This is a genomic window from Vibrio sp. F13 (assembly GCF_020806305.2).
GTDB classification, from domain to species: domain Bacteria; phylum Pseudomonadota; class Gammaproteobacteria; order Enterobacterales; family Vibrionaceae; genus Vibrio; species Vibrio crassostreae_C.
Map to the genome: position 1 here is coordinate 2095885 of NZ_CP170175.1, position 23618 is coordinate 2119502.

Genomic DNA, 23618 nt, shown 5'->3' on the forward strand with positions numbered 1-23618 from the left:
ACTAAAGGTTTTTATAAAAATTAAAGAATTGCTAGAAGTTCTACTTCAAATACTAGAGCAGCAAATGGTGGGATTGCAGCACCTGCGCCACGCTCACCGTATGCTAGATCTTGAGGGATGTATAGCTTCCACTTAGAGCCAACAGGCATCATTTGTAGAGCTTGTACCCAACCTTGAATTACGCCAGTTACTGGGAATTCAGCAGGTTGACCGCGAGATACAGAGCTGTCGAAAACAGTACCGTCAGTTAGTTCGCCGTGGTAGTGAACACGTACTTGCTTGTCTGCAGTTGGGATTTCGCCAGTACCTTCAGTTAGTACTTCGTACTGAAGACCAGACTCAAGAACCGTTACTTCTGAACGAAGAGCGTTGTCAGCTAGGAAAGCTTCGCCGTCAGCAGCAGCAGCTTTAGCTAGTTCTTGACGTGCAGCTTCACCGCGAGTGTGTAGCTCTTGTAGTGCGTTGTTGATTTCGTCAACTTCGATAGCTGGCATGTCGCCAACTAGAGCTGTTGCGATACCAGCAGCGATTGCGTCAACGTTTAGGCCTTCAAGACCAGAACCAGCAAGTTGTTGGCCCATTTGTAGACCGATACCGTAGCTAGCTTTTTGCTCTACAGTTTCAAATTTTACTTCAGACATGAAAAGTCACTCTTTTTGTCAGTACGAAAAGGGTAAGAATACCAGTATTAGCAGCGTGAAGAAACGGCTAGTCCCTGATCACTTGCGCTTTACCGTGCCCAAATCACAGCCATGTCAATTTTCTCGCTTTGGGCCTTGTTGTGACGGAAAGATCTATACTGTTGGTACTTTGGTTTTTATACTGTAGTTATTCAATGTATAGGACGCAGTGGTATGAATCGTCGTCAAAAGAAGAAACAGAAAGTTGACCACTTAGCAGAATTCAAGGATCGACTGAATAAGGTCAAAGAGAAATTGAGTTCGATCGATGTGAAGAAATTGAAAACCTCGACAGCGCAAACTTGGGGCTCATTGCCGAAGTTACACCAAAGACTGTTGATGGTGATTTCTCCGATCGTACTGATATTACTTTTTGTGCCGCTACCAGAACCTAAAGTAGACACAGCTCCAACAACATCGCGCGTTGAGCTTGAAATAAACACCGTCGGCTTAAGCGAACAGCAAAATGCCAAGAGCAGTTCATCAGAACCGAGTAACAAAAATTGGCAGGAGTACCTTGTTAAGCAAGGGGATACGTTAGCGCAGGTTTTTCGAAACAACGATTTGCCATTGTCTGACTTGAATGCGTTAGTGCGTATTGAAGGTGCAGATAAGCCACTCAGTCAGATTCGTAAAGGCCAACTGGTTCGTTTCAAACTTGCTGAAACTGGGCAGTTGGACATTCTTCAGCTAGAGAAAGGCGACACTTCGGTGATGTTCTTCCGCTTATCCGATGGTGGCTTTGGTCGCAGTAAGTAGATGAATAGTGAGCCTGAGTTAAAGCGCTTCACCAGACACAGATAAACGATAGAAAAGAGCTAAGCATTAGCTCTTTTTTTTGGTCGCTTGAAAGGGGCGAGTGGCAAGATGATAAGCATGATTCCGATAAAGGTTAATGTATCCGGAATCTCATCGAACCATATTGCACCTATTAGCGCGACAAACACCAATCCTGAATACTCAGCCAAGGCAATTTGGCTAGAGTGTGCTTTTTGATAGGCAGCAACCGCAAGGCCGTTGTAACTTAAGATTAGCGTCGCACTCAGGGCTATGTATCCCAAATGCTCCACAGACACCGGCTGCCAGTATAAGAAGCACAGTACTAATGAGGCTGGAATAGAGAATAAGGTTGTCCACCACAGCGTAGTGACCACCGTTTGCTCACTAGGAAGCTTTCTTACGAGTACATTAAATAGTGCTAGGGTGAGTGCTGTCCCCAAAGCAAACAGTGCCGCCCAATGAAATTGTGATGGCCTCAAGACAATCAATGCACCAATAAAACCTATGGTTGTGCCGATCACCTTGCCGAGTGCCGGTTGCTCTTTCAATAGCAACATTGAGAGCGGCAACATCAGTAAAGGCGCGACATAAAATACTGCGTTGGCGGTTGCCAAAGACAAGTGAGTGATCGTGACCACCATGCACCCACTGCCGATCAGAATTAACTGACCTCGAATGAAGGTTACCTTAGCCTGCTGTAAGCGCCGTTGTTCTTTTTTCTGCTGTAGCCACAAAGGGGTGATGATGAGCAGAGATATCAACTGTCGGAAAAAAATATACTGTAAGGGCGGTACTTCGCCATTTAACAGCTTTACCGCTACGTCGGAAAGCGAGGCAAACAAGTTACCTGCAACCAACAATAGAATACCGGCAGTGATATTCGTCATTATTTTTCTAATCTCATGTCTATATGAGGAATGTCATCTTCGAGGTACATATCCGAGATGGTGTTGAAGCCGTGGCTCGCATAGAAGTTTTCTAGGTGTTGCTGCGCGCCAATATCAATGGCCGTATTTGGCCAAAGAGCCTCGCAGCGTGTTAATGCTTCTTTTATTAATTGATGCCCCAAGCCATCACCTCTTGCTGATTGCTTGGTTGCGACTCGGCCGATGCTGGTGTTGTCGTAAGAGGTACCTGGTGGTAATAAACGTGCACACGCAACCAACTCATCATCAGAATAACCAAGCAGGTGCTCAACACCTGCGAGTGTATCTTTACCGTCGAGCTCTGGATAAGGACAAGTTTGCTCAACCACAAATACATCGACTCTTAATTTAAGTAGTTGATAAAGCTGTTGTGTTGAGAGTTCAGAAAAAGGAATTGAGTGCCAAGTGATCATGTTTACATCCAGAGATTATCGATGCCCTGAATGTACTATGCGTGATGATTGTTGGCATTAACTATTGTTAATTCGACCTTTAATTCTGCTCAGGCTGATTGCGGTGATTCCTAGATAAGCGGCAATTTGATTGTCATTTAAGCGCTGCTCAAGGTCGGGATAGTGCTCGCAGAACAGCTGATAACGTTGCTCTGGTGTATAGAGCAGCATGAAGCGTTCTTTGTTTTCCTTATGCATCAGCTGTGTTTCTAACAGCTTTAAATACAAAGGATTATTTGATGCACGCCACTCGATAACCGCATTCATTGGCAGCTCTAACATGGTGATGGGAGTCAGCGTTTCTAATAGGTAAGGGGACGCTTGGCTTTTTATCAGACTCTCAAAGCCGATGATCCAATCTTGTTCCCAATAGAACTCTTTACTGTATTGCTTACCATCATCAGTGAGGTAGCAGGCATGGCACAAGCCTTCAAGTACAAAGTAGATTGAACTCGCCATCTCACCTTGATTGATCAAGATGTGTCTGGTTGGCAACTCAAGTGGCTTGGCGACAGCAACTAGAGATTCAATCTGGCTTTCAGAGAAGTCGAAGCTTTGTAGTTGTTCGATAAAAGAGGTGTGCATGAAAATAACCTAACCCAAATAAGTGCCGAAATCATCGCACTTATTTGGAGAGAGGTACAGAGCGGGATAAATCAGCGGCGTGCGTGTTGCTCTAGGTAATCTTGAGCAAGCTCTCTGCCCATGTATTTACCCAGAGTCTTCAGTGGTACCTTTTTAAGGTTCACCACAATCAAGCCATCCAAGGCATCATTAAACGATGGGTCGACATTAAAACACACCAGTTTACCGTTCATCCCTAGATATTGGCGCAGCAGTACCGGCAGGCCTTTACCTTGCTCCATGCGTGCTAACACTTTAGAGAGCAGAGGCACACTCGCCAGTGAAGAGAGCAGGTGATTTTGCCAGAACACATGACTGCTGGTATTGAGTGGTGACGAAGGTGAAACCAAATTCGCCTTTTCCTCATCATAATGGTGGATTGATAACGTGGTCGCGATCAACAGACGCGCATTGTGGCTGTAATCATTGCTGATACTGACTGGGCCGAACAGATGGGTATATTGAGGGTGACGAGACACAAAGGTCGCAATGCCTTTCCACAATAGTAACAGTGAGTTCAGGCTCTTTTGGTAAGGTTTACTTACTACCGATCGCCCTAGTTCAATGCTGTTTTCTAACGTATCAATGAATTCTTGGTTGTAGTTAAACAGGCTACGAGAGTAAAGCTGATCAAGCCCGTGCTCTGCGATGAGTTTGTCGACCATACCGAGTCGATACGCCCCGACCAGTTCTGCCTTGGTTTTATTCCACACAAACAGTTGATGGTAGTAAAGGTCATACTCATCTAAATCACAGGCCAGCCCGCTGCCTTCTCCGACTTCTCTAAAGCTTTCTTCTCTTACTCGACCAATCTCGCGCATTAAGTTAGGAATGGATTGGCTTGGTGTGCAGTAGACCTCAAAGTTCCCTTGCTCGAGCAGTTTCATCTCTTCAGGGAGTGAGTCTATCTCTATTGATAAGACTTCTGGTGGAATAGGCGCTATCACTTGGGTATCGAAAGAGGGCGCGTGGATTGGCGTGTTCGGACTATCTTGTTGACTCATTAGATAGGTATTAAGTCGTAGGTAGTTGACGATATCCATCTCTTTTTCAAACGATTTTATCTCTGAATACGGAATCGATGAGCCAATCGAGATAGAGATAGTTGTCGCTTGTTTATTAAGAAGTTCACGCCCGAGTAGAGCGGTTCTCAACAGTGGATGAACACGACCCGCTTGATAGAAAAGCTCACTGTTCTTGCCATTGATAAAGATAGGTACCGTGGTGGCTTGGTGACGTTTGACGAATTTCGCTACCGACTTGCTCCACTCGATGTCTGTCAGTGTTTTTGCCCCTTTACGGTAGCTTGATACTTCACCTGCTGGGAATACAATCAATAGTCCACCATCAGCCAAATGACGATTGGCATCTCGAATCGCTTTGGCATTGGTGCGTTTCGATTCTTTACTGTTAAAGACATCGACACCGATGAAAAGATCATCCAGTTCAGGCAGGCGCTTAAGTAACTCATTGGCCAGCACCTTCACATCCTTTCTTACTGATCCTACGAGATCGGCAAGGATCACGCCTTCGATGGCGCCAAGCGGGTGGTTCGCCACAATCACGACAGGCCCTTCTTCCGGGATGTTTTCCGTGCTTCCCGATGCAACCGAGTAGTCGATATTGAGCGCCGACAGAGTGTAATTCATGAATTCGAAGCTAGATAACTCGTTTTTACGATCTTGGTAGAGTCGGTCTAGCTTAGATAGCCCAGTTGCCCACTCGACAACAGACTCACCTAAACCAAAAGGCGTGTAACGTGGTAAACGAAAAGGACTATCAATCATAATGAAATTACCTTACTTAATCAGTTGCGGCCAAACTTTATCGGCTTGTTGAATATGCTGTGCTTGGTCTTGTTCCCAGCGCTGCTTAATCTCTTGGTCGTAGTTGAGGTAAAGCTTGTTATCAACAATCGTCCATTGATGTGGGTCACTCGGTGCAAAGTCGCTCTTCGCTGATACTGCCCAAGCGCAATAGCCACCATATTGAGGGGCATATTTTTCAGGATTATTAACAAATAAAGTCAGATTCTTTTCAGAAGAGAAATACCAGTCCGCGCCTTTGTACTCTGTGCTGAACTTCTTGCTCCCTTCAACAGGCTTCCCAGACGTGAAATAAGCCACGGTATCGTAGCCATCGAGTGCCTTACTGCTAAAGAAGCCGGTATAGATTTCATCGGCGGCAAATACGTACGGGCTAACAAGTAGCAGAACCATGGTGAATAGTTTTCTCATGATGGACTCCATCTATAGATTGATTGCGGGTGATAAATCAAAGGTAAAGCGCTGCTGATTTATCTGACATGGTTTAATGGGTTCGCATGGTGAGCCGGGTGCATAAAACATAGAGGCTTGACCATGCAGGTTACGTAAGTGTGTAAAGCTCACGGTATGTGCGTCTTCGCGATGCATACAGGTCGCTAAATGAGGTTGCTCATTGTGATGGTGAGAGTGGAACATCAGTAAGTTCTGTTGATTCTTACCTGCCGCCATGAGCTGATCATATTTTGCTTGTCGGTAGGCTTGCACTCGCTCTAAATCAACACCGGATGAGAAGAGCGGAGAATCAGTGTCGACTATTTTCTGTTGAATACCATCCCACATGTAGGCGATAACCAGACCATTGTGTTGGGTTAGATTGGGCGCGAAAGCTAGCAAGGTAAATGGGGCAAAAGAGTGTAGGTCTAGCTTGTGAAACGCTTCAGATAGCTGACTGATATTACGACTCGATGATAGATTTTTAAGTAGCAAACCGCGGCTGACTAACGGCCCAACGGGCACTGTGCCTTGATAGTTATTGAGTAGACATAGCGAAAGCCCGAACTCATTAATACTTATCCAGCTACCGCCGCCAGTTGGGTCGAGTGGCATAATGATATCGACACCGTTGACTCGATATTGTCTGGGTGGCATTGCCAGTGCTCGCGTCTTTTGTTCATCACGATTAAAAAAGACCTGATAACCATTCTCTTCAAGCAGCCAAGATACTGAACACATGATTATTGCTCCCTCAGATAGCTGTTGGTGGTTGGGGCATAACCAAAGGTGTTGCAGGTCTCGACGTCTAGGAAGGTGGTGATCACCTTGATCATCGCGTAATGATGATTGGCATGCAGTGCGGCAAAGGTGACCTCTCTTTCGAGCGTTGAAGGCAGGCTTGCGAACACTTGAGCATCCATCGAAACCTCGGTTTGGATCATGATAGGCGCTTCGAGATCTCGACGGTCTAATCGTTCAAGCCAGTTGATCACATAGTGGATCTCTTTGACTGCAATAGAGCGGTCGTATTCGACAGGATGACCACGACGACGAGTGTTGTAATCAACGGCCTCATCCTCTTTTAAAATCAAGGCGTGAAAAAGATCCAGTGTGTGACGAGTATGTTCACCGATAGAGCTTGTAACGTGTGGCTTTGCTCGTGTCAGGTAATCGCTGTCAGAAATCGCTAACAAAAACTCTAGACCCTGATTCAATATCTCTACCGCTCCTTTGATACTAGGAGAGAAAGAAGTGAGGGCGCTCGGTTGGGCTATGGGGTTCATTCATGGTCCTCGTACAAAGTTAGTCAGTGGTCGGATATTGTTGAACAAGGCGTCGCTCTTCTTGCCACGCAGCGAATAAGCTTTTGAAAGAAGGAGTCTTATGGCCTCGTTGTTTTTGCTGAGCGCCAATATCAAAAAGAATGCGGTATTGCAGTAGTAGCGTAGAAAATATCTCTCGCAGCGGTGTGTTGCGATCCCAGATATGCCCAGCCTCACTGCTTGCGCCATTGACCTCAAGGATCGTGAAATCCTCGCCGTTCATTAGGCTGTGCATGTCCTTAAACTTGACGTCGAGTCGGCCAAAATGAAAACCATCGAAGTCATCGAATATCTCGTCTAAACGTTCAGTTAAAGCCCGAGTGATGTATTGATTGCCATCGCGGAAGATGCAGCCACGGCTATGGCTACCTGCGAACGCGAGTTGGAACTCTTCGCCCTCTGCGAGCACGTGATCCAATTTATCTTCATGCCTTGGTAGATACAGGTGACTGAGCTGCCCAGCACGCGGGCTATTTTCAATTAACTGCTTGAGTGTCGACTTGCCATCACCCATCACCATTGGCGCATATTTGAGTGTGATCGAGATGATCTCGCCTTGCTTTTTGTTTGGGTAACGAACATAGAAAACGCCAGCTTCTGCCTGATAAGGCGCCTTTTCTTGCAGTAGAAAGCGAGCATTATTTGGGAAAGATTCAACATATTGCTCAAGTTGATCTTGTGTGTTGATCAGCTTGACGCCAACGCCTCGACAGCCAAGATCTGGTTTAGCGACAATCGGGAAATCAAGATCGGATTGTATTAGTGCGCTGCGTGCGTCTTCGGCTTGTTTTTTACTGCTGAGATCCGTTTTGGTGAGGGTGATAAACGGAGAGATCCAACGCTGACTTGAAGATCCGGCAAGGCTTAATATCTCGTGTTTTGATTCGCCTACCATACCGCTTAACTTGATGCTTGGGTTGGCGATGAGCGGCAGCGCCCAGTCAAAGTGCCGTAACCCTTGCATCAGGCTTTGAATCACCACTGGCGTGTAGAAAAACCAAGTTGGAAGAAACTCATAAGGAGAGACACTGCGCACGGTATCTTTTTCAAGTAAGGGCATGCCTGCATTGATTTGATGTGCGGGAATGATGCGAATATCTTGCGGTGAACTCATGATAATCCTCTAGAGTAGGTTTTATTCATTAATCGATTACCGATAAACAGTAAAGCGATGGCACACGGGATAACGATCCATTGATATTCAGAGGCTTGCAGCCACGCTGATGTCCCTAAATAGTAGATGGCAGAGAAGACAATGCCAGTCCAGAGCGCAGTGGCACTAATAACGGCAAACAAGAATGTAGACAGTGGGATGGCGAAAAAGCCACTCAAGGTAAACCCGACGGTGCGAAGCCCAGGAATAAAGCGGATGACAAAAAGGCTGCTGAATGCGTTCTGACGTAATTTGGTACGAAGCGAACGAAAGTACTTATTGGTGAGGGCTTTATATCGAACACCTCGGAAGTAACGTCCTGACTTCCCTAAGTAATAAAGACCGAGATCACCCGTGGCAATACCGATGAAAATAGCAAGCAGCGCATATTGAGGAAGTATTAGACCTTGAGTCGCGATGCCTGCCGCCGTAACAATCGCAAGATCTTCAAGCAGGTAAGAAAGCGCGATGATGCCAAGCATCAGCCATAGCAGCGACTCCTCTCCTGAATGTAACCATGCTTGAATGCTCTCGACGGTGCTCATTAAATGTCCTTATCTATCCTATAGATGAATGGCTTAACGACCATTCATTGAGTGTAGTAAATTAAATAGACAGGAGGAGCAGATAAAAACTTACAGCTGATTAGTGTTTTTTTGTGTTGGATTCATTCAATTGGTGGTTTGAGTCGTGCTGTTTGACTGCTGTTTGACTGCTGTTTGACTGCTGTTTGACTGCTGTTTTGAAGCTGAAGGCGTGGCATTTGGAAGCGGGTTGAACGAGAGTTTGTCGTTCGAAAATTAGGGCTTTGGGCTGAACATTTAGAAGAAAAGAAAAAGGCTGAGTCGTAAAACTCAGCCTTTCAGAACGTTAACTATGGATTACTTAAGCAATCTATTTAGTTAGGTCAATCTGGTAAACAGCAAAACCAACATCGTCAGTCGCAACACGTTTCATCGGGTATTGACCTTTCTCTTTAATGAACTCTGCTGCTTTGTCGCTTGGAGATGTTTCAAAGCGGATATCTAGCTTGTTATCCGTTTTGATTGGTGCAAATGACCAATTGTTATCTGCGCTTGGGCTCACTTGACCTTGTTCTTTGCTTACGCGAGAGATGTAGTTTGCAAGAACAGTACGGTTCTCATCTGGTGCATCAAATGCGATGAAGTCTTCACCTGTGCCTGGGAACTTAGCGCTGTATGCACGGTAGTTGTTGGTTGCGATCAGGAAGTCTTGCTTCATGTCGATTGGCTTACCTTGGTAAGTTAGGCCAACAATACGCTGTGAGTCAGGGTTAACGACTTTACAGTTTGCATCGTATTTCGCAGGTTGAGTTACGTCGATTTGGTAATCAACACCGTCGATAACATCGAAGTTGTAAGTGCGGAAGTTATCCCACTCGATCAACTGTTGTGGTGCTGTTGAGTTAACATCAACTTGGTTGAATTGACCAGCAGAACACTCAAGCCACTCTTTTACTTCGTGACCTGTTACCTTCATCGCAACTAGTGTGTTCGGGTAAAGGTATAAGTCAGCTGCGTTACGGAATGTCAGTTGACCAGATTCAACTTCAGTGAAGTTCGCTGGGTCATTCTTACGGCCACCAGCTTTGAATGGTGCAGCCGCGGAAAGTACTGGCGTACCATCTAGGTCAGGGTCACCTTGGATGAACTGTTCAACGTAATCTTTCTGTGCAAGGTTAACGATTTGAACTGTTGGATCGTCTTGTACTAGAGACAAGAAGCTGTACATCACATCGTCTGCTTTACCAATCGGTTGGTTAACAAACTCACGAGTACCAGCGTGGTCTTTTTCTAGTGCTGTTACGATGCCTTCATCAGCCGCAGCAAGAGATTTCTTCTCGATCTTGTCGTAGATAGGGCGTGCTTCTGATTGGCCTTTAACGACTTCCCACTTACCGTCTTTTTGTGCCAGTGTTAGGTCCATAACACCAACGTGGCTACCCCAACGACCTGGCATTACTGCCGCAACGCCGTTCATTGTGCCCGTTTCGTTGTCGATGCCTTGAATGTCATCAAAACCTTTACCTGGGAACACTGCGTGAGAGTGGCCGAATGCGATCGCATCAATGCCATCTACTTCAGATAGGTAGAACGTTGAGTTCTCTTCGCCATTTTTGTATGGGTCAGTTGATACGCCTGAGTGAGGGATAGCAACGATAACTTCAGCGCCTTCCGCTTTCATTTGAGGCACTAACTCGTTAGCCGTCTCAATGATATCGCGAGCGATCACTTTGCCTTCAAGGTTCTTCTTATCCCACGTCATGATTTGTGGTGGAACAAAACCGATGTAACCCACTTTTACTTCGTGCTCTACACCAGCAGTATCTTCGAACGTGTGCGTCTTGATGATATAAGGCGTGAAGTAGTGTTCTTTGGTTTCTGCGTCGTAAACGTTAGCACTGATGTACGGGAAATCAGCGTCGTTGATCGATTCTTCTAGGAACTCAAGACCGTAGTTGAATTCGTGGTTACCTAGGTTTGCAGCGTCGTAGCTTAGTTGGTTCATAGCTTTGTATGCAGGGTGAACTTCGCCTACTTCGATGCCTTTGTCTGCCATGTAGTCACCCATTGGGCTACCTTGCAGCAAGTCACCGTTATCAACTAATACGCTGTTGGTTACTTCGCTTTGAGCTTCTTTTACTAGAGTTGCAGTACGTGCTAAGCCAATTTTTTTCGATGGCTTGTCTTTGTAGTAGTCGTAATCCATTAGGTTGGTATGGATATCCGTCGTTTCTACGACACGTAATTTAATCACTTCATCGGTATCTGGTGTTGTTGTGCAGCCTGCTAAAGTCAAACCAAGACCCGCAAGTACAGCCAATGACAAAGGTTTCATTGCAACTTTCATTTTGTAGCTCCAAAGTGGATAGTAGAAAATTCGTTGCGTAATGTAACAAAATGGAATGAAACAATGATTACAACGAATGTTAATTCGTGACTTAGATCGATTACTTTATGGTGTTCTGCAAGACGCCTCCCAAACCTGATTAATCGATGTGCAACTGATATCGATAATATTAGTCCATTCATTTCACCTGCTTATCGATAAATTCAATCCCTTATCAGCTTTTCGAATAAAAAATGAAATTTTAGAATTTCCAGTAATATGAGAGGCTCGTCATAATGCCTATATCAAGGACGTATCAGGCAGACGAATAGCAAGGATAGCTCAACACGAAGCTTCTGTTTTCTTCTAGTGCCAATACTCCCATTCACTCAAGTGGATGAGTTAAATCCCATGCTTGGCAAGACCAAGTAATGAATTGCTCGTAACGCGAGCCTTAAAGGAAGCACTGAAATGGACCAAGAACGTTTAACCCACCTAAAACAGCTCGAAGCGGAAAGTATTCATATTATCCGTGAAGTGGCGGCTGAGTTTGATAACCCAGTGATGATGTACTCCATCGGAAAAGATTCTTCTGTGATGCTTCATTTAGCTCGCAAAGCGTTTTATCCAGGCAAGATTCCATTCCCGCTATTGCATGTAGATACGGATTGGAAATTCCGCGAGATGATTGAGTTTCGTGATCGTACGGCTAAAAAGTACGGCTTCGACCTTTTAGTACATAAGAACCCAGAAGGTATTGAGATGGGTTGTAGCCCATTTGTACATGGTTCTTCGAAGCACACTGACATCATGAAAACACAGGGCCTTAAGCAGGCGTTAAACAAGTATGGGTTCGATGCGGCTTTTGGTGGTGCGCGTCGTGATGAAGAAAAATCTCGTGCGAAAGAACGTGTTTATTCTTTCCGTGATAAGAACCATACGTGGGATCCAAAAAACCAGCGTCCAGAGCTTTGGCACACCTACAACGGTCAGGTTAATAAGGGCGAAAGCATTCGTGTCTTCCCGCTATCTAATTGGACTGAGCTCGATATCTGGCAATACATCTATCTAGAGAGCATCGATATTGTTCCACTTTACCTTTCAGACAAACGCCCTGTAGTTGAGCGTGATGGCATGCTGATCATGGTTGATGATGACCGTATGGAGCTGCAAGAAGGTGAAGTGATTGAAGAGAAAAGCGTTCGTTTTCGTACTTTAGGCTGTTACCCATTAACCGGAGCGGTTGAATCTGAGGCGAATACGCTAACGGGCATTATTGAAGAGATGCTGGTGGCGACGTCTAGTGAGCGTCAAGGTCGAGCGATTGACCATGATCAGTCGGGCTCTATGGAGCTGAAAAAGCGCCAAGGTTATTTCTAAGAATCTAAGGAAAGAAAAATGAATAGTGCAGTAGAAGCCGAATTGGCTGAACTAGGGATTGAAGGTTATCTAAGTCAGCATCAGCATAAATCTATGCTTAGATTTTTAACTTGTGGCTCGGTAGATGACGGTAAAAGTACGCTAATCGGTCGCTTACTCCATGATACAAAACAGATTTATGAAGATCAGCTAGCGGCGGTTCACTCGGATAGCCAACGAGTGGGAACGACAGGTGAGAAACCTGATTTGGCACTGCTTGTTGATGGTCTGCAGGCTGAGCGTGAGCAAGGGATCACGATCGATGTGGCTTACCGCTACTTCTCGACTCAAAAACGTAAGTTCATTATTGCTGATACTCCTGGGCATGAGCAGTATACGCGCAACATGGCAACAGGCGCTTCAACGTGTGATCTGGCGGTGATCTTGATTGATGCTCGTAAGGGCGTTCTGGATCAAACACGTCGTCACTCGTTTATCTCTAACCTGCTTGGTTTGAAGCATTTCATCGTTGCTGTAAACAAGATGGATCTCGTGGAGTATTCACAAGATCGTTTTGAAGAGATTCGCGATCAGTATCTAGAGTTTGCAGAAAACCTAGAAGGCGAAACCAATATTCAGATCTTGCCAGTATCGGCGCTTGAAGGCATCAACGTTGCTGCACCAAGTAAAGAGCTTGCATGGTTCGAAGGCCCATCTCTGCTAGAAGTGTTAGAGAACGTCGACATTGACCAAAAGCGTTCGGCAGGTGAATTCCGATTCCCAGTTCAGTACGTCAATCGTCCTAACTTAGACTTCCGCGGTTTTGCTGGCACCGTTGCCTCTGGCCGTGTCAGTGTCGGTGATGAAATCAAGGCGCTGCCGTCGGGTAAAACCTCTAAGGTTGCACGCATTGTAACTTTTGATGGTGATTTGGAGTCTGCGCAAGCGGGCTTGGCAGTAACACTGACCCTTGAAGATGAGATTGATATCAGTCGTGGTGATTTGATTGTGCTAGAAAACGCGCAGATTGAATCCACTAACCACGTATTGGCTGACATCGTGTGGATGACAGAGCAACCATTGCAACCGGGCAAAGCTTACGACATCAAGATCGCAGGCAAGAAAACCGTTGGTCAGGTTGAAACGGTTCGTCACCAATACGACATCAACAACCTATCGACTCACGCTGTCGATGAGTTGCCATTGAATGGTATTGGTTTGTGTGAATGGTCATTGAACGAGACTGTCGCGCTGGATAAATACCGTGAAAGTGCCGATACCGGTGGCTTCATCGTTATCGACCGACTAACCAACGTGACGGTTGGCGCGGGTTTGATTCGAGACCGTTTGGACTCTGTTGAACAGCAAGTCGGTAACTTCTCTGCATTTGAACTTGAGTTCAACGCATTGGTTCGCAAACATTTCCCTCATTGGGATGCCAAAGATCTAAGCCAACTACTGAAGTCATAAACGACCAAGTAACAGCTTATTGAATCAGGCGGAAACCGATCGTTTCCGCCATAAAGGACGGGTATATGTGGCAACAAGGATTTGTATTAGCGATTTTGCTCGGCATTATTACTTGCCTGCTCGTTACCCGTATTAAGCCAAGCTTTATCTTTGCTGGCGCGGCGTTTATTGCTTTTATGGCTGGCATGATCGACTTGTCGAGCTTGGCTAATAACTTCACTAACTCCTCGTTACTGACTTTAATTCTTCTGATCCTCGCATCAAGTGCGTTGGAGAAAACTCGCTTAATCAGCTGGGTTAGCCGCAATATCTCTGAAGGTAGGCTAGGTACCGTGGTTGCGAAGTTGGGTATTTCTACAGCGTTACTTTCTTCTTTTACTAATAACACCGCGGTGGTTGTTTCTTTGATCGGGGCGATCAAACGTAATCAACAGCACGCGCCGTCTAAGTTACTTATCCCTTTGTCATACGCTGCCATCTTAGGTGGCACCCTGACATTGATCGGCACCTCTACCAATTTGATCATCAATAGTTTTGTTGAAGATGCAGGTTTACCGAGCTTAAACTTTTTCACACCTACCTTGATCGGTTTAGCGGTTTTGGTCGGTGGGGTATTGATCCTTATTCCTCTTAGCTATTTTCTACCCAGCTACGATGATGGTTCTCAAGATGATCTGCCTTACTTTCTCGAGGCGCGAGTTGAGCCAGGTTCTCCATTAGTTGGCCGTAGCGTCAGTGAAAATAATCTTAGAGCTCTTAGAAAACTGTTCTTAGCCGAAGTGATTCGAGACGGTAAAACCACCGCGTCGATTGACCCTGATTTTATTCTTCAAGCTCGTGACCGATTGCTGTTTTGTGGTGATGTTGAGAGCGTGGCGACACTGCAAGAAATTCAAGGACTGACTCTGTTTGGTCAGCATCATTTGAATGGCCAGAGCTTTGTTGAAGTGGTGGTGAGTTCATCAGCAAGTTTTTGTAACAAAACCCTGAAAACTAGCCAGTTTAGAGACCGTTTCGATGCGGTTGTGGTTGCTATTCGTCGTGGCCATGAACGCCTAGAAGGTGGGCTAGGGAATATCACATTGACCGCTGGTGATACCTTGATTTTGGTTCCAGGTAAACGCTTTGAAGAACAGCGCCAACAACACAACAAAGAGTTTGTGTTGATGAATGACTTAGATTCGAGTGCCAAGCTTGATGCCGACAAATCGACGTTCGTGTTGCTCGGCTTTGCTAGCGTGATTGGTTTAGCCCTTATCGATGCAGTACCTATTATCAAAGGCTTAGCTGGTTTTCTACTGTTGCTGGTGGCATTTGGCGTGGTGCAACTGGGTGAGCTCCGCCGCCGTTTCCCAGTCGATATTGTGGTGATCGTGGGCTCTGCACTTTCTATTGCTCAACTGATGATTTCATCGGGTTTATCTGAGCGGATGGGGCTGATGTTTATGGAGGCGTTTAATGGCTGGGGCGTATTCGGTGCGTTAGTTGCTACCTACTTTATGACTTTGGTTTTGACAGAGCTGGTGACCAATAATGCGGCTGCAGCACTCTCATTTCCGATTGGCTACAGTATGGCAGTAGGTTATGGCGTTGACCCTATGCCGTTCATCATGGCGGTACTGTTTGGTGCCAGTGCCAGTTTTATCTCTCCATACGGCTACCAAACCAACTTACTTGTTTATAGCGTAGGTAATTACCATTTAACGGATTATCTGCGTATCGGCATTCCAATCTCGATTGTATATTCGGGCTTGGTGCTGACCCTAATTCCTTATTTTTTCCCATTTTAATGCTGTTTATTTAAAGGACTAATTATGACCGCAGTACTCAAACCCAAAGATGAGAATGTTGTGTGGCATCAACACTCGATTGATAAAACATTTCGCGCGGATCTGAAATCACAAAAGCCAGCCGTGCTCTGGTTCACGGGGTTGTCTGGTTCTGGTAAATCGACAGTCGCTGGAGCATTAGAAAATCGTTTGGCACAGCTTGGTTACCATACTTATTTATTGGATGGTGACAATGTGCGTCATGGCTTATGTAGCGACCTTGGCTTCTCTGAGCAAGATCGTCGAGAGAACATCCGTCGTATTGGTGAGCTTGCTAAATTGATGGCAGATGCAGGCTTGATCGTGTTGTCAGCCTTTATTTCTCCGCATCAAGCTGAAAGGCAACTCGTGAGAGATTTATTGCCGGAAGGTGAGTTTCTTGAGGTGTTCGTCAATACTCCATTAGAGGTTTGCGAACAGCGTGACCCTAAAGGTCTGTATAAGAAAGCACGTGCCGGAGAGATCCCGAACTTTACAGGTATTAGTTCAGTGTACGAAGCGCCTCAGAACCCTGAGATTGATCTACCTGCAGGTGAGAAGACACTCGATGAATTGGTCGAACTGTGTATTGATGCGTTGGAGAAGCGAAATATCTTAGCCAACTGAGATCGTTGGTATGACTAAGGCTACTCAGCTGTTTATCTGTTTATTCACGACCGATAAATAGTGCAGCCTTAGTTTACCGAGACAAGAAACCTATCCTCTAGATTCTCTTTATTCCTCTCTATACTTCACTTTTTACACCGTCTATTTTAGCTCCGTCGAGTGTCTAGACGGTGTAATTTACGCTGCTTTTCACTTCTGTCTGTACTGTGAATTTCTGGCTCAATAGTGCAATCAGTTGATCGTAATACTGCGTGTTTGGCTTGTTACCGAGCAAGGTACAAAGCTCATTGCCTGTAGGGCTGAATCGGTAGTAAACCAGCTTCACGCCTTTTGATAATGGTGCCAGTGACATGCTCTTACCTTGATAGGTTAGGTGCAGGGCTGGATCGAAATCAATCTCTCCGGATTCTAATTCTGTGCCCAGAATAATCCCGAGCTCTATCAAGTGGAGCAAGCTGGAGTAGGGCAGGTTGTGCCCACCAAGGTTGATGGTGTTGGTGGTGTCCCTTTTGCCAAAGTTGAATAGCCCAGCATGAGATTTAAAGCCGAGTAAGAGCTTTCTGCTGTTATCGCTACCAAAGCTACAACCCAGTGATGCTGCCCTTTGTAGGGTTAACGCTTCTTTTGGTGTCATGTCTTTTAAGATTTGCAGTGCCTTCATCGACGTCGAGCCTGGGTTGGTGACTTCTCGTTTCAGTACTTGAGCCCATAGCCTCTGCATCGATGTATTGTGGATCTCTTGTGCCATGTCGAAGAAACGGTATAACCAGTCCTGATCCGGGTCTCCAGCCGCTTCATCCTTACATGAAGAGTGCGCCAACTTTAGAATCTGTTCTAGGTTCTTTTGGCGAAGCTCTCTACGTTTTTTCTCTCGCAATAGTGCCCGTTCGATAAGCGTACTCTCAGCTTTATCCTTTGGCTTGGCACTATGACTAATTAAGGAATCGAGGCCGAAGCTTTGTGCGATGTGCAGCATTCTGCTGGCACTGTCGGCAATATGAGGCTTTTTCTCATGCTTATGCTGTGTGTCGCTAGCATGCTCAATGATCACTGGCTGTTTGGTTTTTGACATAAGAGTACCGTTAGGAGACGACTCAAAACCAATCGTAGTAAATAATTGCTCAGCCTAGCTTGTTAAAACGCTTGATAACTGCGTTAGAACTTTTGATTGTAGAATAACCACTTATCAAAAAGCTCCGCCTTGTTCTCAAGGCTTTTTCCTACGCTATTTCTGAACACTTACTTATTGTGATTGGTATAACTGTCTAAAATGTAACTCTTTATCTTATTGGTGGCTAGATTTTGCGAGCATAGTTGAAGGTTTCAACAAAATTTTACTTTTGTTAATGATAATAAAATGTTAAATTTGTTGTAATTCTCAAGGAGGAGTTATGAATCAAGTCAATGATAACAAGCTGAAGAAACAGCTTAGTATAGGGTTATTACTCGCGATTTATGTCGCTGTTCTAGCTTACTTATCTAATTACATCGCGTAATTCAGAAGAAAATTATCGTTATTAAACTGTTATTGAATGATCACACTCGTTCAGTGACGGCAGCTCATCCTTGAGCCACCCTTCTAATGACTACATGTCGTCATACTCTTCAATCGCAGTACCTTCAATAAGATAACCGGTTTGCGCTAAGTCATGGCTGATTGACTCAGTTTTCAGCGTTCCGACCAAATAGATCACATCCCATAACTGCTGTATTGGTGCACCTTTCGGGAACTTCACGTAGATGATTTGGTTCGGTGGCGGCGGTGGCACGTGGATACATGCGCCAAAGTACGGTACCAGCAGAAACTCAGTGATCATATTCTCATCACCTTCCAATGGAATCACAAAGCCAGGAATCTTCACTGTGCTGCCATTCAGCTCTGGGCGAACAGCACCAAGTGTCGATTGTTGAGGTTTGTCCATACTATTGTGGTCAACCATCGGCATACCAAATGAATCTAGCTGAGCACGTTCTGATTCTGGAATCAAATCAATCCATTCAAGTGTTAATACCGATTCGTCATTCTGAGTGGTTTCAGCGTGAGCTGTACTGATAAATGGGAACAGAAGTAGCCCAAGTATCAGTAGGAATTTGCGTTGCATCGTAGGTTCCTATTTTAGATTCGAATCGTCATGCCATCAGACAATGACTGGCGGTAAGCCCTGAAAGCGGGAATAAAGCCGATAATGATTCCAGCAACTTGTACCAGCATAAGCAGTTTCCACTCATGCGGTGTGATTGCGGATATCGATATGTTGATACCATAACTTTGTTGCACAATAGGAGCAACCACTGCGATCAGCGCAAACAATACTGCAACACCTAATGTAATGCCAAGGAAGGTTAGCGCACTGGCTTCACTGATCAGTAAACCAAACACATGACGAGGTCTTGCGCCCATCGCACGTAGGATGGCCATCTCTCGGCGCCTTTCTTGCAAGCTAGTGAGTAGGCTACTGAGCATGCCCAATAAACCGGCGACGACAACAAACCCTGAAACAATCAGTAGTGCTTGTTCTGCTACAGCCATCATTCCCCACAATTCGTGAAGCGCAATGCCCGGCATAATGGCGCTTAAAGGTTCTTGGCGGTAGTTATTGATTTCTCGTTGCAGTGCGAAGGTTTGGATCTTCGATTTAAGGCCAACCATCATCGCGGTAATCTGCTTCGGTTGGAAGTCACGTTGCTTTAGCGCTTCAGCATTCGGTGTGTGCCCGAGGTTGGCACCTGATTCCCAGCCAACATGAATTGCTTCGATTGCCTCTAGCGATACGTGTACGGTTTTGTCTACTGGTGTTCCTGTTGGCGCGAGTATTCCCACAATCTTGAAGGGCAGATTATCGTGACGGCTAAACGCAACATCACTGATACCGTGCGCAAGAATGATTTGATCACCTATTTTGTAATCTAGCTTCTTCGCAACATCGGCACCAATCACTACATCAAATAGCTGTTCAAATTCTTTACCTTGTTGGAAAGTAAGTAATTGCTTACTTCCATAGCGATAGTTTTCAAAGTAACTATGATTTGTACCCATCACACGGAAGCCTTTGTGTGAATCGCCCAATGATATTGGTATCGCCCACTTTACTGCGTTGTGCTGGCTAAATTCTTCATAGCTTTTCCAGTCGATGTTGTTGGTCGCATTACCGATTCTGAATACTGAGTAAAGCAGCAGGTTGACCTGACCAGAGCGGCCACCAACGATAAGGTCAGTACCTGAAATCGTATTGGCGAAGCTGCTTTTTGCTTCGGTTCTAACGCGTTCTACGCCGAGCAAGAGAATGACAGATACCGCCACCGTGAGAATGGTGAGAATAGCCGTGGCTTTACGGTTGAGTACGCTTTTTAAGGCTAAGTGAGTAATTACTTTCATACGACAACCTTAGCTTGGTTAACGGTTTTTAAATCTATGGTTCGAGTGAATAATTTTTCTAGTGTTGGATCATGGCTAACAAAGATAAGAGTAGAACCTGCCTGGTTGGCTTGTTCTAACAACAGTTCGATAAAAGCTTCTCGGTTGTCATGATCCAAAGCCGAGGTTGGCTCGTCGGCAATAATGATTTTGGGTTGGCCGATCAAAGCACGAGCGGCAGCAGCACGTTGTTGTTGACCGATGCTTAACTCGGTAACGGGCTTGTCCATTAAAGCTTGAGGGAGTTTTAATCTGAGTAACAACTCTCGAGCCGTCTCTTGTAAGCTTTTCTGGCTTTCAGCGACTTGCTGTTTACGTATCTGTGAAAACTGGCAAGGAAGCGTCACGTTATCGATAACTGATAGATAAGGAAGCAGGTTAAATTGTTGGAAAATATAACCAATATGATCGGCTCTGAATTTATCTCTTTGACGAGGTGTAAGCTGAGTGAGGTCTTGATCAAGGATAGAGACTTCTCCTTGCTCAGCTTGGTTGATTCCGGTCAGTAGCCCTAACAAAGTTGATTTTCCACAACCACTTGGCCCTTTAATAAAAAGGTGCTCTTGGGCTTGGATGTGAAGAGAGGGGATCTCTAGCGTTGGTGGTAATTCAGGCTTCCAACGAAAGCTGATATTTTCGAGTTTGACCACAAGTGATGAACTGTCAGAAGACATGCTAGCTCCAATAATTAAAGCGGTGTATCTACTGGACAGTAATTTGAAACATAAATTCCCAGGAATACACCGATTTGAACAGCCAAGTAAGCGATGACTTACCTGGCTGTTTATTTTACGTTTAATCCGATCTAGGAGTGATTAGAATCGGAAACTAATACGCTCTGCGTTAAGCACTTCTTGTACTTGAGCTGTGTCTGTTAGTAGGTTCACCGTCATTTTTTCAGTGTTGCTGAACTTAGAGAACCACTGAGTGCTAACTGTGTCTAGCTTAGCAACATCTGAACATTCATAGTGGTACTCAACAGTGAACTCACCGTGGCCACCTTCTGAGTGATCGTGGCCTTCATGATCGTGGTGGTCGTGACCTTCGTGGTCATCATGATCGTGCTCAGCGTGGTCATGGTCTTTGTGGTCATCATGATCGTGTTCAGCGTGGTCATGGTCTTTGTGGTCGTCATGATCGTGTTCAGCGTGATCATGGTCTTTGTGGTCGCCATGACCGTGTTCCGCATGGTCATGGCCTTCATGGTCGTCATGACCGCCTTCTAAGGTGTTTGCTACTGACTTGAACTTCAGAGTACAACTCGCATTGTTAAAACTAAACAGCTCTTCTGGCTTGTTTAATTGTGCGATAGCCTGTTCAAACACTTTCTTCTGTTCTGCAGTTTCTGGAGCATGTTCAAACCCAACCACATCAGCGCCGGGAGCTGTTACTTCAACAAGCAATTCTTGCCCATCTTGCGCGATGTTTACTTCAACTTGGCCATGTACGTGTGCATCATGAGAGCGGAATTCTTCGTTAGCTAGAGCATTTGTAGAGACAGTCATGCCGATAACAACGGCTAAAAAAGTAGGTTTCATGTTTTTTCCTGAATAAAGGTTAATTAAAAAGTAGTGGTAATTAAGCGATATTTACAGGAGGTGAGCGTGCCAAATAAGCGAAATATAGCCGCTGTAGTGAAGTTACTGACTCTGTAATAGCGACAGTAAATTCCGAATGGAACTCTGGAATCTGTGGTAGTGAGTGCGCTGTGATGAACTGATTAAGCGAAAACAGCTCACAATGGTGTGAAGTGTGGTGCTCTGGTGCGATATCCACAATGTGTGTTGCGGCTAACACGCTTAACATGAGCATAAGCCCAAGCAAGAAGCCTGTTTTGCGTTTCACATTGTTGGGTGTGTTTTGCCACATCAGGATGATTAACCACAGAATTAAAAAAAGGATACTGTTATAATATAACAATATCCTTTGGTTAGGTCTCGAAAAAGACGCGAATATCTTATTAAAGGCTCGCTTTAATCAACTCAATGACTTGAGTGACTTCTGATTCGTTTAATGCACCTTCTTTTACAAACAAGATTTTACCTTGCTTGTCTTGAACGATAATCGCTGAGCTTTCTTCTTTTAGAGCCCATGTTGACGCAACGGCGCCGTCTTCATCTAGGACCATAGAAGACCATGGAAATTCTTCTTTGCTGCTTTCGGCAGAGGACTTAACAAAAGACCCAGTACCCCAAATCGCATCATCTTGGTTGATGATAGTGGTGGTTTGGTAGCTGTCTTCTGAGAATTTCGATGCGGTAATGGCTGCCATCAGTGGTGCGTTGAGCTCTTTAGAGCTGCTGCGGCCAGCGATAGCTTGAACGACGCGAACTTTACCTAGAAGATCATTGGTTGCCCAAGCTTGATATCCAGTATTTCCGTCGTTTAGAACAATCTCACCATAGTTACTCACATCGACGGCAGGCAGGGTAGCGCCTACTGATAGGTTGTGAGCATTGGCGAAGAGTGGAGAGGCTGCGGCTAGAAAAGCCAGTAGAGTTTTGTTTTTCATTATATTTTTGTTCCGCTTATTGGTTTGCACAGGAAGTATAATATGAAATTTGAAAAATGCCTCTTTAACTTTTTTATCGTACGACGTAGAAAGAAGTTGCAGGCTTGTTACCAAAAGGTATAATGCATCAATATCAAGATGAACAATAGATTATCTTGCTGTTTGCTAAAGGAATTAGCGATTAAATGTGCTTTGAACAGCGACGCTGTTCAGGTATGTGACTGTAGTACTCAAATGGAATTGAGGTTGTATTATGTTAAGAAAATTTTCTACTTACCGTCCACGTCAGGTGGCGCGTTTCGTTAAAGTCCTGTTCAAAGGCCAATTTGCTATTGAAGGTGTTGGAGAGTTTCGCTTCGACCAAGGCAAGGTGCTACTTCCTGAAGTTTCAGACAAACAAAAGCTCACTATTTTTAAAGAAGTTAACGGCACCATTGCAGCGTTGCCGGTGTAACTGAGCTTTATCGATTTGTCTTGCACCGAATAGATTAACAATGAAAAGGGCTTCCTGATGGAAGCCCTTTTTTAATGCGTGTCGTTCACGATGGTATGTCGAACGGCACTTTATTGTGGAGGGAAGCACACACCTGTTCCACCCAACCCGCAATACCCATTCGGATTTTTAGCTAGGTATTGCTGGTGGTAGGTTTCTGCGAAAAAATATTTTCCAGCAGGCAGAACTTCCGTCGTGATCTCGTTGCCTAAAGATTCAGTCATTGCTCGTTGATATTCACGTTTAGAGTGCTCAGCGATAGATTGTTGTTCTTCACTGAAGGTGTAAATCGCAGAACGGTACTGAGTCCCTAAATCGTTGCCTTGGCGCATCCCTTGAGTTGGGTCATGACGCTCCCAAAAGGTTTCAAGTATTCGAGCTAGAGAGGTTTGTTCACTATCAAATATGACACGAACGACCTCGGTATGGCCGGTTTGCCCAGTACATACTTGTTCATAAGTGGGATTAACTGTGTATCCGCCAGCGTAACCAACGGATGTTGAAATAACGCCATCCAATTGCCAAAACAAACGCTCAGCTCCCCAGAAGCACCCCATACCAAACAGGACTTCTTGTTGAGAGCCCGTGGGTGCATCGAGCAGGTCGGTTTGATTGACGAAATGGCGCTCAGTGATTCGAATTGGGTCAGCATTTCCCGGTAGTGCGGTTGCTGCAGAAACCAGTTGTTGTTTGTTTAGCATGTTATATTCCTTTTCGCATACGTTTACCGCGCTGGCTTTTATTTAACGTGGGTTCATATTAACTGTTGGTCAATATTGAATAAGTCTTTAAATTAGACCGTGTTATTCCAGGATTTATTACAGACTCAATGCCTATTTAGCGGTATTATTTCTTTTCACTTATTAACGTATTGATAACTTCTTCA

At 45.1% G+C, this 23618-nt stretch carries 25 protein-coding genes; 6 read left to right on the plus strand and 19 right to left on the minus strand.

Annotated features, from left to right (window positions below; genetic code table 11):
• Window positions 1-20: 20 nt before the first annotated feature.
• Window positions 21-641, minus strand: coding sequence for an FKBP-type peptidyl-prolyl cis-trans isomerase (locus LMH68_RS09670; RefSeq protein WP_008220519.1), 621 nt, complete (start codon window positions 639-641; stop codon window positions 21-23).
• A gap of 213 nt (window positions 642-854) precedes the next feature.
• Here LMH68_RS09670 and LMH68_RS09675 point away from each other — a divergent pair, with 213 nt between their 5' ends.
• The gene (locus LMH68_RS09675) at window positions 855-1439 is read left to right on the plus strand and encodes a LysM-like peptidoglycan-binding domain-containing protein (RefSeq protein ID WP_059022215.1); all 585 of its coding nucleotides are present in this window, start codon (window positions 855-857) and stop codon (window positions 1437-1439) included.
• Window positions 1440-1498: 59 nt separating this feature from the next.
• Here the strand turns inward: LMH68_RS09675 and LMH68_RS09680 are convergent, their stop codons facing one another.
• From LMH68_RS09680 to LMH68_RS09725, 10 genes are all read right to left on the minus strand, one after another.
• On the minus strand, window positions 1499-2347 hold the full coding sequence (locus LMH68_RS09680) for a DMT family transporter (protein ID WP_229647431.1): 849 nt from the start codon (window positions 2345-2347) through the stop codon (window positions 1499-1501).
• The gene (locus LMH68_RS09685; protein WP_017068023.1) at window positions 2347-2799 is read right to left on the minus strand and encodes a GNAT family N-acetyltransferase; all 453 of its coding nucleotides are present in this window, start codon (window positions 2797-2799) and stop codon (window positions 2347-2349) included. Before LMH68_RS09685 ends, LMH68_RS09680 begins: the two co-directional genes overlap by 1 nt.
• A 57-nt stretch (window positions 2800-2856) precedes the next feature.
• On the minus strand, window positions 2857-3423 hold the full coding sequence (locus LMH68_RS09690) for a Crp/Fnr family transcriptional regulator (protein ID WP_017058879.1): 567 nt from the start codon (window positions 3421-3423) through the stop codon (window positions 2857-2859).
• A gap of 71 nt (window positions 3424-3494) precedes the next feature.
• Entirely contained in the window at window positions 3495-5249 is a 1755-nt protein-coding gene (locus LMH68_RS09695; RefSeq protein WP_017058880.1) for a lysophospholipid acyltransferase family protein, read from the minus strand.
• Between the two features lie 12 nt (window positions 5250-5261).
• Window positions 5262-5699 carry a YHS domain-containing (seleno)protein gene (locus LMH68_RS09700; RefSeq protein WP_229647432.1) on the minus strand — a complete coding sequence of 146 codons (438 nt, stop codon included), beginning with the start codon at window positions 5697-5699 and terminating at the stop codon, window positions 5262-5264.
• A 12-nt stretch (window positions 5700-5711) separates the two neighbouring features.
• Window positions 5712-6461, minus strand: a complete 750-nt coding sequence (locus LMH68_RS09705) for an NRDE family protein (protein ID WP_017058882.1) — start codon at window positions 6459-6461, stop codon at window positions 5712-5714.
• A gap of 2 nt (window positions 6462-6463) precedes the next feature.
• Window positions 6464-7006: a hypothetical protein gene (locus LMH68_RS09710; protein ID WP_032545608.1), complete on the minus strand. Its 543-nt coding sequence runs from the start codon at window positions 7004-7006 to the stop codon at window positions 6464-6466.
• Between the two features lie 19 nt (window positions 7007-7025).
• Complete coding sequence (locus LMH68_RS09715; RefSeq protein WP_229647433.1) at window positions 7026-8159, minus strand: ATP-grasp domain-containing protein; 1134 nt, start codon at window positions 8157-8159, stop codon at window positions 7026-7028.
• Window positions 8156-8743 (minus strand): DedA family protein, encoded by a 588-nt coding sequence (locus tag LMH68_RS09720; protein ID WP_017069394.1) that lies wholly within the window; start codon window positions 8741-8743, stop codon window positions 8156-8158. The genes LMH68_RS09715 and LMH68_RS09720 overlap by 4 nt, the downstream gene beginning before the upstream one ends.
• Before the next feature lie 349 nt (window positions 8744-9092).
• Window positions 9093-11069 carry a bifunctional 2',3'-cyclic-nucleotide 2'-phosphodiesterase/3'-nucleotidase gene (locus LMH68_RS09725; protein ID WP_108196146.1) on the minus strand — a complete coding sequence of 659 codons (1977 nt, stop codon included), beginning with the start codon at window positions 11067-11069 and terminating at the stop codon, window positions 9093-9095.
• 414 nt (window positions 11070-11483) lie between these two features.
• Between LMH68_RS09725 and cysD the strand changes: the two genes are divergently transcribed.
• The 4 genes from cysD (at window position 11484) to cysC (ending at window position 16312) form a co-directional block, all read left to right on the plus strand.
• Entirely contained in the window at window positions 11484-12428 is a 945-nt protein-coding gene (gene cysD / locus LMH68_RS09730; protein ID WP_226088532.1) for a sulfate adenylyltransferase subunit CysD, read from the plus strand.
• 18 nt (window positions 12429-12446) lie between these two features.
• A complete protein-coding gene (gene cysN, locus LMH68_RS09735) occupies window positions 12447-13877 on the plus strand; it encodes a sulfate adenylyltransferase subunit CysN (protein WP_017063719.1) in 1431 nt (476 codons plus the stop codon).
• Window positions 13878-13942: 65 nt separating this feature from the next.
• A complete protein-coding gene (locus tag LMH68_RS09740) occupies window positions 13943-15667 on the plus strand; it encodes an SLC13 family permease (RefSeq protein ID WP_017067554.1) in 1725 nt (574 codons plus the stop codon).
• A gap of 24 nt (window positions 15668-15691) precedes the next feature.
• Window positions 15692-16312 (plus strand): adenylyl-sulfate kinase, encoded by a 621-nt coding sequence (cysC, locus tag LMH68_RS09745; RefSeq protein ID WP_017067555.1) that lies wholly within the window; start codon window positions 15692-15694, stop codon window positions 16310-16312.
• A gap of 163 nt (window positions 16313-16475) precedes the next feature.
• On the opposite strand, the gene LMH68_RS09750 is transcribed toward cysC, so the two are convergent.
• From LMH68_RS09750 to LMH68_RS09780, 7 genes are all read right to left on the minus strand, one after another.
• Window positions 16476-17384 (minus strand): TIGR03899 family protein, encoded by a 909-nt coding sequence (locus LMH68_RS09750; protein ID WP_017069397.1) that lies wholly within the window; start codon window positions 17382-17384, stop codon window positions 16476-16478.
• Between the two features lie 514 nt (window positions 17385-17898).
• On the minus strand, window positions 17899-18414 hold the full coding sequence (locus LMH68_RS09755; protein WP_017058892.1) for a DUF3299 domain-containing protein: 516 nt from the start codon (window positions 18412-18414) through the stop codon (window positions 17899-17901).
• 14 nt (window positions 18415-18428) lie between these two features.
• On the minus strand, window positions 18429-19688 hold the full coding sequence (locus LMH68_RS09760; protein WP_102427912.1) for an ABC transporter permease: 1260 nt from the start codon (window positions 19686-19688) through the stop codon (window positions 18429-18431).
• A complete protein-coding gene (locus LMH68_RS09765; protein WP_229647434.1) occupies window positions 19685-20401 on the minus strand; it encodes an ABC transporter ATP-binding protein in 717 nt (238 codons plus the stop codon). Before LMH68_RS09765 ends, LMH68_RS09760 begins: the two co-directional genes overlap by 4 nt.
• A 141-nt stretch (window positions 20402-20542) precedes the next feature.
• Complete coding sequence (gene zrgA, locus LMH68_RS09770) at window positions 20543-21265, minus strand: zinc uptake protein ZrgA (protein WP_229647435.1); 723 nt, start codon at window positions 21263-21265, stop codon at window positions 20543-20545.
• 40 nt (window positions 21266-21305) lie between these two features.
• Complete coding sequence (locus tag LMH68_RS09775) at window positions 21306-21596, minus strand: DUF2607 family protein (protein ID WP_017063722.1); 291 nt, start codon at window positions 21594-21596, stop codon at window positions 21306-21308.
• A 91-nt stretch (window positions 21597-21687) separates the two neighbouring features.
• Window positions 21688-22239 carry a YtfJ family protein gene (locus LMH68_RS09780; RefSeq protein WP_017063723.1) on the minus strand — a complete coding sequence of 184 codons (552 nt, stop codon included), beginning with the start codon at window positions 22237-22239 and terminating at the stop codon, window positions 21688-21690.
• A gap of 253 nt (window positions 22240-22492) precedes the next feature.
• Between LMH68_RS09780 and LMH68_RS09785 the strand changes: the two genes are divergently transcribed.
• Window positions 22493-22693 (plus strand): DUF1107 family protein, encoded by a 201-nt coding sequence (locus LMH68_RS09785; protein WP_017058898.1) that lies wholly within the window; start codon window positions 22493-22495, stop codon window positions 22691-22693.
• A gap of 110 nt (window positions 22694-22803) precedes the next feature.
• Here LMH68_RS09785 and msrA read toward each other — a convergent pair whose 3' ends face one another.
• A complete protein-coding gene (gene msrA / locus LMH68_RS09790; protein ID WP_017058899.1) occupies window positions 22804-23433 on the minus strand; it encodes a peptide-methionine (S)-S-oxide reductase MsrA in 630 nt (209 codons plus the stop codon).
• Window positions 23434-23618: the final 185 nt, after the last annotated feature.